Annotated in this window: 12 protein-coding genes; 2 read left to right on the plus strand and 10 right to left on the minus strand. The window is 73.1% G+C overall.

The window, feature by feature from the left end; genetic code table 11:
* Positions 1–12: 12 nt before the first annotated feature.
* A complete protein-coding gene (locus BJ964_RS00745; protein WP_188118848.1) occupies positions 13–768 on the plus strand; it encodes an urease accessory protein UreD in 756 nt (251 codons plus the stop codon).
* A gap of 55 nt (positions 769–823) precedes the next feature.
* Here BJ964_RS00745 and BJ964_RS00750 read toward each other — a convergent pair whose 3' ends face one another.
* The 6 genes from BJ964_RS00750 to BJ964_RS00775 all read right to left on the minus strand — a co-directional run bounded on the left by BJ964_RS00750 (position 824) and on the right by BJ964_RS00775 (position 5,940).
* Positions 824–2,044, minus strand: coding sequence for an ABC transporter permease (locus tag BJ964_RS00750; RefSeq protein ID WP_203832662.1), 1,221 nt, complete (start codon positions 2,042–2,044; stop codon positions 824–826).
* A complete protein-coding gene (locus tag BJ964_RS00755; RefSeq protein WP_188118849.1) occupies positions 2,041–2,709 on the minus strand; it encodes an ABC transporter ATP-binding protein in 669 nt (222 codons plus the stop codon). Before BJ964_RS00755 ends, BJ964_RS00750 begins: the two co-directional genes overlap by 4 nt.
* Positions 2,706–4,100 (minus strand): peptidoglycan-binding domain-containing protein, encoded by a 1,395-nt coding sequence (locus tag BJ964_RS00760; protein ID WP_188118850.1) that lies wholly within the window; start codon positions 4,098–4,100, stop codon positions 2,706–2,708. Before BJ964_RS00760 ends, BJ964_RS00755 begins: the two co-directional genes overlap by 4 nt.
* Positions 4,094–4,615: a hypothetical protein gene (locus BJ964_RS00765; protein WP_188118851.1), complete on the minus strand. Its 522-nt coding sequence runs from the start codon at positions 4,613–4,615 to the stop codon at positions 4,094–4,096. The genes BJ964_RS00760 and BJ964_RS00765 overlap by 7 nt, the downstream gene beginning before the upstream one ends.
* Complete coding sequence (locus BJ964_RS00770; RefSeq protein ID WP_188118852.1) at positions 4,612–5,511, minus strand: hypothetical protein; 900 nt, start codon at positions 5,509–5,511, stop codon at positions 4,612–4,614. The genes BJ964_RS00765 and BJ964_RS00770 overlap by 4 nt, the downstream gene beginning before the upstream one ends.
* Before the next feature lie 108 nt (positions 5,512–5,619).
* Positions 5,620–5,940, minus strand: coding sequence for a hypothetical protein (locus BJ964_RS00775; protein ID WP_188118853.1), 321 nt, complete (start codon positions 5,938–5,940; stop codon positions 5,620–5,622).
* Between the two features lie 244 nt (positions 5,941–6,184).
* Between BJ964_RS00775 and BJ964_RS00780 the strand changes: the two genes are divergently transcribed.
* Positions 6,185–6,418 carry a helix-turn-helix domain-containing protein gene (locus BJ964_RS00780; protein WP_188118854.1) on the plus strand — a complete coding sequence of 78 codons (234 nt, stop codon included), beginning with the start codon at positions 6,185–6,187 and terminating at the stop codon, positions 6,416–6,418.
* Between the two features lie 64 nt (positions 6,419–6,482).
* On the opposite strand, the gene BJ964_RS00785 is transcribed toward BJ964_RS00780, so the two are convergent.
* The 4 genes from BJ964_RS00785 to cphA form a co-directional block, all read right to left on the minus strand.
* Positions 6,483–7,385, minus strand: a complete 903-nt coding sequence (locus BJ964_RS00785; RefSeq protein WP_188118855.1) for a sigma-70 family RNA polymerase sigma factor — start codon at positions 7,383–7,385, stop codon at positions 6,483–6,485.
* A gap of 218 nt (positions 7,386–7,603) precedes the next feature.
* Positions 7,604–8,032, minus strand: coding sequence for a hypothetical protein (locus BJ964_RS47635; protein ID WP_229807164.1), 429 nt, complete (start codon positions 8,030–8,032; stop codon positions 7,604–7,606).
* Positions 8,033–8,102: 70 nt separating this feature from the next.
* Positions 8,103–10,085 (minus strand): serine/threonine-protein kinase, encoded by a 1,983-nt coding sequence (locus BJ964_RS00795; RefSeq protein WP_229807165.1) that lies wholly within the window; start codon positions 10,083–10,085, stop codon positions 8,103–8,105.
* Between the two features lie 402 nt (positions 10,086–10,487).
* A complete protein-coding gene (gene cphA, locus BJ964_RS00800; RefSeq protein ID WP_188118856.1) occupies positions 10,488–13,232 on the minus strand; it encodes a cyanophycin synthetase in 2,745 nt (914 codons plus the stop codon).

Genomic DNA, 13,232 nt, shown 5'->3' on the forward strand with positions numbered 1-13,232 from the left:
GCGAGCCGCTTCATGCGGGCGAGCGCGACCGTCGTGGCCGAGGCGGACGGGCGGGGCGGAACGCGGCTCGCGGTGCTGAGGGGTGAGTCGCCGCTGTTGCTGCGCCGCACCGGGCCGCGTGGCGCGGGCGGTATGACGGTGCATCTGGTCGGCGGGGCGGCCGGGCCGCTGCGCGGCGATGACCTGCGGCTGGACATCGAGGTGGGGCCGGGTGCCGTGCTGGAGATGCTCAGTGTGGCGGCCTCGCTCGCTCTGCCGGGGCGTCCGGGGCCGCCGTCCCGGCTGGCGATCACCGCGACGGTCGCGGCCGGGGGCACGCTGCGCTGGCTGCCGGAACCGCTGATCGCGGCGGCCGGGTGCGACCACATCGCGGTGACCCGGGTCGAGGTCGCCGACGGCGGCGCGCTGCTCTGGCGTGACGATCTGGTCTGCGGGCGGCACGGCGAGGCGTCCGGCGCGGTCCGGGCGGACACCACGATCCGGTACGCCGGGGTCACCCTCTACCGGCACGAACTCGCGGTGGGGCCGGCGGCTCCGGGCTGGGACGGCGCCGCCGTGCTCGGCGGCGGCCGGGCGGTGGGCACGCTGGTGGCCGCCGGTTCCGGCCTCCCGGAGCCCGGCGTGGCCGGCCCGAACGCCGCGGTGATGCCGCTGGCCGGACCGGGCATGCTGGCCACGGCGGTCGGCGCGGACATCCGCGAGGTGCAGGCCGCCCTCGACCCGCTCTGCCGCCGTTCGGCCTTCCGGTGTGGAAGCCGGCCGGCCTGATCGGCAGCACCGCCTGGGGCCTGTGGCTGGCCGCCGTCGGGGTGGTCCTGATCGTTCAGCGGCGCAGCGCCTCGACCGGCTCGATCCGCGCCGCCCGGTACGCCGGATAGGCCCCGGCCAGCACTCCCGACACCAGCCCGATGAGCGGCGCCGCCGCCACCGTCAGCGGTTCGGCGATCGGTGTCCACCCCTTGACCGCCGCGGTCGCCACCACCGCGACCACGCCGATGCTGCACCCGAACAGTCCGCCGAGCGCGCCGAGCACCCCGGACTCGGCGAGGAACTGGGCGGCGATGTGGACCCCGCGGGCCCCGACCGACCGGCGCAGGCCGATCTCCCCGACCCGCTCCAGGACCGCGACGAGCGTGGTGTTCGCGATCCCGACCGCACCGATCACCAGGCACACCCCGGCCAGCATGAGGAAGAGGCTGCCTAGGTCGCCGTCCACTTCGTCGCGCAGTTCCCGCGGGTCGGGCGGGGGCAGCACGGTGAGCGTGTCCGGGGCGTCCGGCCGCAGCGCCCGCGGCACCTCGGCGGCCACCTGCCGGGCCGCGCCGAGTTCGGTGGCGATCAGCATCTTCGGCCGTTCCTCGCCGGGCCGGGCGCCGATCACCGGCGCCGAGCCGGATGGGATCATCACGGTCAGCAGCAGGGCCGGCATCCGCTGCACCTGGTCGGTGATCCCGATGACGCTGTACGGCACCCCGCCGATGAACACCGCGGGCCGCGTGTCGAGCGAGGTGATCCCGAGTTGCCGGGCGATCCCGGCGCCCAGCACGGCGACCTGCGCCCCGGCCTTCTCGTGGTACGCGTCGAAGGTCCGCCCGGCCGTCATCCGCGGAGCGACGGCGGTGAACAGTCCCGGTGTCACGGCCATCACCGGAATGTTCTGCCCGACCGCGGCGACACCCACCGGCGCGGCCCGGACCTGGGCGCCCTCGGCCGGCACCGGCCAGTAGACGCCGCCGCCGACCACGCCGTTGACCCGCGCGAGCCGGGTGTCCACGTCCACCGGGAACGGGGTGGGCACCAGGTTCGGGTCGGCCTTGCCGGAGTCCTCGACGGTCACCTCGGTGGCGACCAGCGCGTTGAACCGGCTGCCGACCTGTCCGGAGGCGGTGGCGGTGAGCCCGAGCACGGCCACGAACGCGCCCACTCCGAGGACCGTGCCGAGGCAGGTGAGCATCGCCCGGCCGGGCCGTTGGAGGATGCCGGCGAGCGCCTCGCCGATCAGGTCCCGCGCGGTGATCGACGACAGCTCGATCTTCCCGGTCACGCGGCCACCCCGTCGCGGATCCGGATGGTCCGCCGGCCGCGGGCCGCCACCGCCGGGTCGTGCGTGATCACCACGATGGTGAGGCCGTCGGCGTGCAGTTCCTCCAGCATGACCAGCACGCCCTCGGCGGTGACCGTGTCGAGCGCACCGGTCGGCTCGTCGCAGAGCAGCAGGCTGGGCCGGGTCACCAGGGCACGGGCGATGGCCACCCGCTGCCGTTCGCCGCCGGACATGGTGCGCGGCAGCGCGGTGCGCCGGTGGTCGAGGCCGACCCGGCTCAGCGCCTCCCGGGCCCGGGTGCGGCGTTCCGCGGCCGGCACCCGGTGGTAGAGCATCGACAGCATCACGTTCTCTTCGGCGCTGCGGTTGTCGAGCAGGTGGAACGACTGGAAGACGAACCCGATCCGCCGGCCGCGCAACGACGTCCGCTCCCGGTCCCGCAGCGTGCCGGTGTCGATGCCGTCCAGCTCGTAGCGCCCTTCGGTGGGCCGGTCGAGGAGCCCGGCCACGTTCAGGAAGGTCGACTTCCCGGACCCGGACGGGCCGACCACGGTGACCAGCTCACCGCGTTCGATCACCAGGTCGAAGGGTCGCAGCGCGGGCACCGGTGGCGGCCCCGGATAGGTGAGCCCCACACCGTCGAACCGGATCACCGGCGCCGTCATGTGCCCACCAGGACCTGCGCGCCCGGCTCCAATGCGGCCCCGTCGACCGTCGTGACCTGCACGAATCCGTCGCCGACCAGGCCCGGGACCACTTCGACCCGCCGGCGTGCCGTGCCGTCCACGACGGTCACCGAGGTCTTGCCGTCGGCTCCGGCCGACACCGCGGCGAGCGGCACCACCAGGACCTCGCTCTCGCTGGACGCGGCGGTCACGGTGAGCCGGACGTCCTGGCCGGCGAGATCGGCGTCGAGCCTGCCGGACGGCCCGGCCACCATCTCGTAGCCGGTCAGGGTGGGATCGGCGGTCGCGGCCTCGCCGCCGGCCTGCTCCGGCTGCGCCGGATTGTCGGCCACGGTCCGCACCACGGCCTTCGCGGTGGTCCCGCTGAGTTCGGAGAGGATCTCCACCGGCATCCCCGGCCTGATCAGATCCTTCTGGTACGCCGTGAGCTGTCCCCGGACGACCAGTTTGCCCGCCGAGACGGTCAGCAGGGTGTCCTTCGCCTCGGCGCCGACCGATGTGGACACCTTGTCGACCCGGGCCGGGAAGCCCCGCAGGAACACCGTCTCCCCGGCCGGCACCATCGGCCCGGTCTGCCGGGCCACCCGGTCGCGCTCCCGCTGGGCCGCGAGGAGGTCCTCCCTGCGGTCGGCGACGGCGATCCGGGCGGCGGCCCGGTCCGCCGCGGGCGCGTTCCGCAGGGTCAGCCGGGCGTCGCGCAGCGCCCGCTCGGCGGCGGTCACCGCGGCCCGGGCCTGGGTGAGCAGCGTCTCGTCCTCGGTGCTGGCGGGCAGCGGCTCGTAGCCCCGGGACTCGTAGAACCTCCGTACCGCGGACTTCGTGCCGGCGCCGAACGTGCCGGAGGCGTCGCCGCCGCGCCCGAAGCCGAGCGAGGCCAGCGCCTTCTGCAGCTGGGCCACGTCTCTTCCGGTCGCGCCCGGCCGCAGGTCCCGGTAGGCCGGGATGGCGCCCGGCAGCGCGAACACCGGGCGGCCGGAGATCTCCATGAGCACCTGGGCGGACGTCACCTTCGACCCGTGCCCGGCCTTGAGGGCGGTGACCACCGGCGCCGCCTCGGTGCTGCCGCGGGCCACGACGCCGACCGACTGCTCGGCGGCGACCTGACCCCGGAGCACCACCGTGGCGGTCAGCACCCGGCGCTGCACCGGCTCGGTCAACGTCGACGACGGCGGGGCGGCGGTCTCGGCGGCGACCTGGGCGGGCGACCTGAGCCGGGTGGCGAGGGCCAGCGCCCCCACGGTGACCAGCACCGAGGCCACCACCGCGTAGAGCAGCAGACGGCGGGCCGGACGGGCGCCCGTGGCCGGGGGCGGCGCGGTGGGCAGCACCTCGATCCGCTGGGTGGCCGCCGGGTCGGACGGATTCAGCACTCGTCCGCCAGGATGTACATGCTCGTCGCCTTCCACCGCCCGTCGTACGGGCGGAACACGATCTCGGTCAGTTGGGCCCGGTCGCCGGCGAGCTGGCCGGGGATCGGGGCGCCGGTGGAACGACTGTGCAGAAGCCACTGTCCGATCGCGACGCAGTCCACGATACGGCGGTCCGCACCGTCGGATTCCATGCCCTCGATGCGGTGCCCGACCGTACCCCGGCTCACCTGGTCCTCGGCCCTGGCCAGTTCCAGGTTGGCGCGCAGTGTGGAGAGCAGCGGATCGGCGACGTGCTCGGTGAGGGCCGGCAGTCGCGGGTCGGAGTCCTCGTTCGCCGCGATCCAGGTCGCCCAGAAGTCGTCGTACGCCGCCCGCACGTCGTCCGGAAGCGGCCGCGGCGCGTCCGGTGCCGTGGTCTGCGGCCCGGCGGCGCCGGACGGGGTGCAGCCGGCCACCGCGGCGGCGAGCAGGAGCGCCGTGAACGCCGCCGGTGAACGGGTCCCGGATCCGGTCACCCGCCGGACGCCAGCAGTTCGCCGGCCCGCTTGATCTCGGCTTCGAGCACGGCCCGGCCGGCGTCGAGCGCGGTCCGGTTCTTGGCGATCAGCTGGTTCTCGTAGCCGGTCTGCACGCCGAACCAGAGTTCCGCCAGTTTGGTCTTCTCCTTGCACTGCACGTCGGCGACCGCGATGGCGCGCTCGGCCGCGGTGGGGGTGGCGGCCCACTCCTGGCCGGCGGCCTCCATCGGGGTGCGGTAGCGGTGCCCGGCCGCGGTCATGCACTCGCTCCAGGCCGTCAGCGCGCCGGTCACCCGGGCGTCGGCCTGGGTGGCCTTGCCGGCCTGGTCGGCGAGCCGGCTCTCGAGTTCGAGGTCGGCCTTCGGCGCTCCCTCACGCAGTTTGCGGGTGGACTCGCCCTGGCAGCCGCCCTCCGGCACGTCCTTGCCGGTCAGGTCGCCGAACTCGCTGTCGCCGAGCAGGACGGCCCGTTCCAGGCGCTCCTGCGAGCTGGCGGTCCGGCGTTCGACCGGCTTCCGCACCGCCTCCGGCGAGTGGTAGCCGTACTGGGCGGCCTGCGCCGCGTCGACGATGCCGAGCGGCAGGCCGGTGCTCCAGTCCTTGGTCGCGGCGGGCGGGGCGGGTGGCTGCCAGCTCGCGAACCCGAGCCGCCGCATGCACTGCTGGATGATCAGGCCGTCGGCCCGGACCAGCGTGGCGAACTGCTCGGTCGAGTACCGGTACGCCATCAGCGGCAGCGCGCGTGCCGCACCGTCCGTCACCTGGGGCAGGGCGGAGGCGGGCGCGATGCTGGGAGGGGTCAGCGGCGCGCCCTCGGACGCCTCCGGGTCGCCGCCGCATCCGGCGACGAGCAGCAGGCCGGTGAGTGCGGCGGCCCAGCGGGGGTGGAACACGTGGTAACGCTCCTGTCGATCGATCGGTGTGTCAGAGGCCCGCACGGCACGGTTGAGCCGCGGGGCGCCGCGTAGCGCCCCGCGGCTACCCGCGTGCCGGTGGCGGGATCAGCACATCTCGCCGTTGACCACCGTCAGAAGCGTCTCGGAGCTGTAGCCCTTCACCGAGGTCCGGCGATTCATGTGGTACTGCCAGTAGCGGTTGCCGCTGACCGTGGAGCCGATCTTGAAGCAGTACTGCGCGGTCCCGTGGCCGGGCTGGCCGAGACCGTGGATCACGTTGTCGGTGGTGTAGGGCGTGTTCCGGATCCGGACGTCGGTGCCCCGGTAGTCGCCGTACTCGGTGTGGGCGCTGGCCGGCACGGCCACCGCGAGGGAACCACCCAGTGCCAGCACCGCGGCGCCGACGCCGATCATTGCCTTACGCATAATCACTCCCCGTGTCCGATGTGTGAGCATCGATGCCCGGCCAAGCTAGCGGCCCCCGGACCGAACGATCAATAAGCGCCGGAGATGTTGGCGAGTTTTCGCCATCACAACGGGTTGACCAACGGCACTCGGTCGATTTCGGAGGGTTCGCGAGGATGCCGTATAGTGACGCCGGATATGGACTGACGCCGATGCCGATCGGAGCCGCCAACTCCCGGCTTCAGGGCCATGACCAGGGAAGTTCGTGTACGACGACGGGGGATTCGACGTGTCGCGAGCACTGACCGAGCGACAGCATCAGATTTTGCTGCTGATCTGCGAGGGCGCCACCGATCGCCAGATCGCCGGCCGGGTGGCGGCCAGCGAGCGCACGGTGCAACGGGAGATCGCCGAGATCAGAACGATTCTGGACGCCTCGTCCCGTACCCAGATCGTGGCCGCCGCGGCCCGCAACGGATTATTGCCGGCCAACCATTGAAGATGTGAAATGCGTAACGGGCGCGGAATGCCGGCGTAGCCGGATCCGCGCCCGTTCGGCGATGTCAGGCGGCGACCGCGATCGGCACGCCGTGACTGTCGGTCAGCGCCAGCCGGGTGTGCAGACTCCCCTGCTGGGCCACCTTCGCGAAGTACTCGCTGCGCCGCCGCTGGAGACAGCCCTTCCGCGTCCGTGGTCCCCCCGCGGCCACGGTGAGCAGTTCCGGCGCGAGCGAGGAGTTGAGGCCCTCCCGCAGCAACCGCAGCGCCTCGGTGCGCAGCTGCGAGATCCGCGACTCGGTGACCCCGAGCCGGGCGGCCACCTCGCTCAGCGGTTGTTCCTGGAGGAACGACTCCTCCACCACCTGGCGCAGCCGCTCGGGCAGCGCCTGGATGGCCTGGTGCAGATAGCCGAGGCGTTCCCGCTTGAGCAGCAGGTCCTCGGGCCCCTCGGAGGTCTCCGGCACCATCTCCTCAGCCGCTCCGGTGGGAAAGCCCTGGAGGCTGAGCAGGGAGGCCTTCTGGACGTCGTCCTCGACGCTGGCCAGCTCGGAGATGCCGATGCCGAGCATCTCGGCGACCTCGGCGTCGCTGGGGGTGCGCCCGAGAGCGGCGGTGAGTTCCTGACGTGCGGTGGCGGCGCGCCGGGCCCGTGCCCGTACCGATCGGCTGGCCCAGTCCTGTCCACGGAGCTCGTCGAGCAGGGCGCCCCGGATCCGGACGGCGGCGAAGCGGTGGAACGGGATGCCACGGGTCACATCGAAGGAGCGGGCGGCGCTGAGCAGGGCCGCGAAACCGGCCGACGAGAGGTCGTCCGCGTGGACATGGCCGGGCACCCGGTTGAGAAGCTCCCGGACCAGATGGCCAACCATCGGCATGTTTTCGCGGATCAGGTCCTCGATGTCGTGCGCCGACGGCGCATCGTGTCCGGTGCCGATGGTGGCGGGGAGTTCGGTCGTGGCGGTCACGTAGTCCTCCTCGCTGGTGCTAACCGGCTGATGAAACCGGCTGACAAGGAGAACAGTGGCCGCCGTGGGGTGCAGCGGCGGCCGAACTCGGTTGCATTTGTGGAGTTTTTTCATGAAAAACCTCAGGCCGGTGGGGACCATCACGGACCAGCGAGGTTTAAACACGGAACCCGGCCGCGATCACGGCCGGGTTCGCAAAACGAGGGGGGTGGTGGGCGTCAGTGCAGCACCGGCATGCGCGGCGGGGCCAGCACCTCGGCCAGCGCCGCGTGCACCCACGCCATCCGCCGCACCGCGGCCTCCGGGTGGTCGCCGAACTCGGTTGCCACACCTGCGGCGCAACCGTCACTGCCGTGGCGCAGGATCATCGTGGTGATCGCGTGCTCCACGGACGCCCGTGTCGGGCTTTCGGACGGCTGCAGATACGAGACGAACAACGCCTCGGCAGCCAGGTCCTTCACTGTGCTGAACATTTTGTCGAACTCCCCGATGTCGACGACCTGCTTGAAATCGGCTGACACCACGTGGTAGCCGGACTCTCGCCCATCATCCACTCGGGTGCCACATGGGCCGGCAGCCACGCCGCGCCAAAATGCCGCAATCCGGATGACCGGAGTGGAGCAGAAGCGCCTGTCGGTCCCGTTCACCGTAACGCGGTCGCCGGCTCGCCGGCCCGTGGTTTTCGGGGCCGAACGGGCCGAACGGCCCGTCTTTCGGTCATCCGCCCCCGGTTCCTCCGGCGCAATCCGGATCCGCCGAGTCGCACTCCTCGTCGAGGGAGGTGCCCGGGGCGGGCGGGGGTGTGGTCGGGCCGGTCGTCTCGACGACGCCGCCCGGGTTCGACGGGCCCTCGGACGACGGCACCGACGGCTCGATGGTGTCCGACGGGTCGGTGCCGCCCGGAGCCGTCGTCTTCGTGGTGCTGGTCCCCGGATCCGGTTTGACCGTCGGCTTCGAGGTGGTCCGCGACGGTGCCGGCGTGGTGGTGATGTGCACGCTGCCGCTGGGCCCGATCGAGATGCCGGGCGAGGTGGTCGGGTCGCCGAGGCGCACCTGACCGTCGGAGAGGATCTCCACCGGGCGGGACGGCTCGCCGGGTTCGGACGACACGTACGTCTCGCAGGTCTGGTTGTTGAGCTTGAAGACCAGCGGCGCCTGGTTGCTCTCGGTGTAGCGCCCGGTGATCTGCATCGTGGTGGTGCGCTGCGGGGCGATCACGGTCTTCGAGACGACCCGGACCTCACGGTCATCCTGCCTGAGCGAGATCTTCCCGTTGCCGGAGAGGGTCTGGTCCCCGTTCATCAGGAACCACAGGTTCCACCCGTCGACCGGGGTGTCGTCCCGGTTGGCGAGCGTCACCTGGGCCTTGAACCGTCCGCCGGTGTCGGACCAGACGGCGTAGCTCACCACGCACTGACCGGCCGGGGGCACCACGGTGGGCTGCGGCGTCGCCGCGCCGGCCGGGGTCTTCTCGGACTGGCCGATCGCCGTCCAGCCGTAGGTGAGGCCGCTCAGCACGGCGACCGTGCCGGCCACCACGACGACCCGGCGCAGCCGGACGTGGTTGCGGTTGGGGGGACGGCCGCCGGACGGGACCGGCGGTGGACCACCGGCGCCGGGCCGCAACGGCGGTGACGAGGAGGCCCGGGCGGGCATCCTCTCGAACGGCTTCGACGACGGCTCGGTGGGGCCCGCGGGGACGGTCGGGCCGGGCGAGTCCGGGTCGGTCGTCTCACCGGCCGCCAGCGCCGCCGCGGCGGCCGCCGGCCCGAAGCCGGAGTACGGGTACCCCGACGGCAGGATGAAGGTGTCCTCGCCGTCCTCCCAGCCCGCCTCGAACCCGGAGGTGACCATCGGGGCGCTCGCCGAGGCGCCGGCCAGCACGTGCGCCAGCTCGGCACTGGACGGCCGGTCCGCCGGATGCTTCTCCAGGCAGCGGGCGACCAGCGCCTCCACCCCGGACGGCAGGCCGTCGACCGGCGGCAGCGGGTCGGGTTCGGTGTACTGATGGGCGCGCAGCAGGGCCGTGGTGGTGCCGACGTCCCACGGCAGCTGGCCGATCAGCATCCGGTAGATCAGCAGGCCGACCGCGTAGACGTCGGTGGCCGGGCTGACCACGCCGCCCTCCAGGCGCTCCGGCGCCAGGTAGGCCGGGGTGCCCATCAGGCTGCCGTCCGGGTCGGTGTCGTTCTCCCCGATCAGGGCCGAGATGCCGAAGTCGACCACCTTGGCGCCGCTGGGGGTGAGCATCACGTTGGCCGGGGTGACGTCGCGGTGCACGATGCCGCGGGCGTGTGCCGCCGCCAGGGCCGCCGCGACCTCCGCGGAGATCCGCACCGCGGTCGGCCACTTCAGCATCCGCACGCGGGCCAGGACGGCGGCCAGGGACTCACCGTCGACGAGTTCCATCACGACATAGGGCACCGGCTCGCCATCCACCGTGGTGGCCTCGCCGTAGTCGTACACATTGGTGATATTGGGATGCGTCAGCCGCGCGGCGGCCTGGGCCTCCGCGCGCAGCCTCCGCCGGAACGAGGGGTCCGCGCTCGTCGACGGCGGCAGGACCTTCACCGCGACCTGCCGCCCCAGCACTTCGTCGAACCCTCGCCAAACCACTGACATCCCGCCGGCACCGAGCCGCTCGACCAGTCGGTATCGACCGGCGAGCAGCCCCGAACCGGGCAGGTCCGTCGTGCTCATGTGCCCCCACATGCGCGCTTCGAGAAGATCGCCGGACCGCACCGCCATGCCGCCCGACGCCAGGCGAGTCGGGCCCACCATCGGACTCCGAGCATCCCCCATCGACGGCGAGGATGTTAGTCCCAATCGGTCACCAGTTCGACCCGTCACATGGCGATCTACCTGCGCATCATTACCGTCTGTTCGGTCACGGGAGCCGCTCGTACGGGTTATCGCACCGTGCAGGAAAGGGCTTTCCGTCACCAGTACGCCACATAGCGCCACGACGATGCGCAGCGAATGCCCGCTTCGTCGGAACTTTCACTCTCAACCTTCCGGGTGAGTCCACTCCGGAGGCGTTCACGATCGGTCAGCACATCACTACAGAGAGAGATCAAGTCTGTCCATGATCTGTCAACCTCGTCACCCTCGCGCCGGCAGTCCGGCGAGCTCACGGGTCACGTGCGGAACCGCCCCGGCGGCCCGCGACGACAGCGCCGCGACGCCGCTCAGCACCGGCGCCCCGCCGCCCGCCACCGCGCCCAGCTCGGCGAGGTGGGCCCGCATCGGCTCCCACTTCTCGTAGATCACCAGGACCACCTCACCGGGCGCGGCCAGCCGCAGCGCCTCCACGACCGCCGCGCGGTAACCGTCCGCCCGCACCGCGGTCAACTGTGGCCGGCGGGCCCGCATCTCCCGCTCGACGAGCGCCGCGACCTCGCCGGCCGGCCGGCATGGGCGGTCCTCGTCCTCGTAGAGCACCACCCGGGTCAGGCCGTCCGCCAGCACCTGCGCCGAGGCGGCCAGCAGATCGTCGCGACGGTCGCCGGGCAGCGTGACCGCGGCCACGCAGCGGTCGGCGCCCCACAGCCGGTGCAGCGTCCGCAGCGTGGCGGCCAGCGCGGCCGGGTTGTGCGCGTAGTCGACGAACACCGAGACGTCGCCGATCCGGAACAGGGTGCCCCGCCCCGGGTTCTCGACGCTCGGGTCGAACTCGGCGAGACGGTCGGCCAGGTTCTCCGGGCGGGCGCCGAGGGCCCGGGCCGCGGCGATCGCGGCGAGCGCGTCGGCGGCCACGTGCAGTGCCGCACCGCCGTACGCCCCCGGCACCTCGGCCAACCGCACCAGCGGCGTCCGCCGCGCGCCGGTCGCCTGCACCAGCCAGCCGTCGTGCAGCACGTACGCCGCGCCGCCGCGGGCCAGGTGCTCCCCGAGCACCGGGTTCCCGGCGTCCAGACCGAACCAGATCAGGCGCTTGCGGTCCGCCCGTACCCGGGGCCGGCCGGCCAGGCTGCGCACCCACGGGTCGTCGGCGTTGAGGACCAGCGTCCCGCCGTCCCGGACCCGCTCGGCCACCACCGCCTTGACGTGTGCCAGGTCCTCGATCGAGTCGAGCCCGTCCTGGCCCAGGTGGTCGGCCGTGATGTTGGTGATCACCCCGACGTCGGACCAGTCGTAGCCGAGCCCGCGCCGCAGCAGCCCGCCCCGGGCCGTCTCCAGGACCGCCACCTCGACCTGCGGGTCACCGAGCACCATCTGTGCCGACCGCGGCCCGGTGGCGTCCGCGACCTGGATGAGGCGGCCGTCGATGGAGACCCCGTCGGTGCTGGTCATGCCGACCCGCATGCTGCCGCTGAGCAGGTGGGCGGTCAGCCGGGTCACCGTCGTCTTGCCGTTGGTGCCGGTGATCGCGACGGCCGGGATCCGCCCGTCCGAACCGCCCGGGAACATGGCCCGGACGATCGCGTCGCCCACGTCGCGGGCCCGGCCGTGCACCGGCGCCAGGTGCATCCGCAACCCGGGTACGGCGTTGACCTCGATCACCCCGGCGGTGGCCTGCTCCCCGACGGGCGGCACCGGTGCGGCGATGTCCGGCAGGCGCAGGTCGATCCCGGCGATGTCCAGGCCCACCAGGGCGGCGACCCGTCGGCAGAGCCGGGTCACGTCCGGGTGCACCTGGTCGGTGACGTCCCGGCTGGTGCCGCCGGTGGACAGGTTCGCGGCATCGCGCAGCCACACGATCCGGCCCTCGTCCGGGATCGACTCCGGCGTGTGCCCGGTACGGCGCAGCACCCCCTCCGCCGCCTCGTCGAGGACGATCCGGGTGAGCACCCGGGAGTGGCCGGCGCCCCGGCGCGGATCGGCGTTGACCCGCCCGACCAGCTCGGCGACGGTGGCCCGGCCGTCGCCGACGACGTGCGCGGCGACCCGTTCAGCGGCCGCCACCACCTCGCCGGACACCACCAGCACGCGGTAGTCGCGGCCGCCGAGGTGCCGCTCCACCACCACCTCGCCACCGATCGCCTCCCAGGCCCGCTCGACGGCGTCCGGGGTGTCCAGGTGCAGCGCCACGAGGTGCCCTTGCCGGCCGTGCCGGGGCTTGACCACCACGGGGGCGCCCAGTTCACCGAGGAGGCGGACCGCGTCGGCGGCGGTGGCGGCCACGCCGCCGGGAGCGACCGGGATGCCCGCCTCGTCGAGCAGCCGCCGGGTGACGTGCTTGTCCCCGGCGATGTCCACGCCCACGGCACTGGTCCGGTCGGTCATGGCCGCCCAGGCCAGCCGCCGGCGGTGGCCCCAGCCCAGCCGCACCAGGCTGAGGTCGTCGAACCGTTCCACCGGGATGCCGCGGCGGCGGGCGGCCGCGATGATGGACCGGGTGCTGGGCCCGGTGGCCTCCCGTTCGGCCAGCTCGCCCAGCCCGGAGAGCCGCTCGGCCAGGGTGCGGGCCGACGGGCCGGAGCCGCTGTGCACCTCCAGGACCAGCCCGATCGCGGCCTCCAGCAGCTCACCCGGCACCGACGACTCGGGCGACTCGTCCACCGGACATTCGATGATCACGTCGTAGACCCCGGTCCGGTCCGCCGCGACGGTCCGCCCGAAGCTGATGTCCCGTCCGATGAGCTGGGACAACTCGATGCAGACGTGCTCGCTGACGTGGCCGAAGTAGGTGCCGTTGCGCAGCCGGCTCACGAACCCGCCGGGCACTCCGGCGGCGCAGTGGTGCTCGGCCAGGCCGGGCACCGCCCGCAGCAGGCGCTCGGTGAACCCGGTGACGTCGGTGGTCTCCACGCCGGCGAGCTCACCGAGGTCCACCCGGGCCACCACGGCCGGGCGGGACAGGTAGACGTTGGGTCCGCGCAGCCGGCGGAGGCTTTCGATCTTCAT

Origin of the sequence: Actinoplanes lobatus, from assembly GCF_014205215.1 — a bacterium.
Lineage (GTDB): Bacteria > Actinomycetota > Actinomycetes > Mycobacteriales > Micromonosporaceae > Actinoplanes > Actinoplanes lobatus.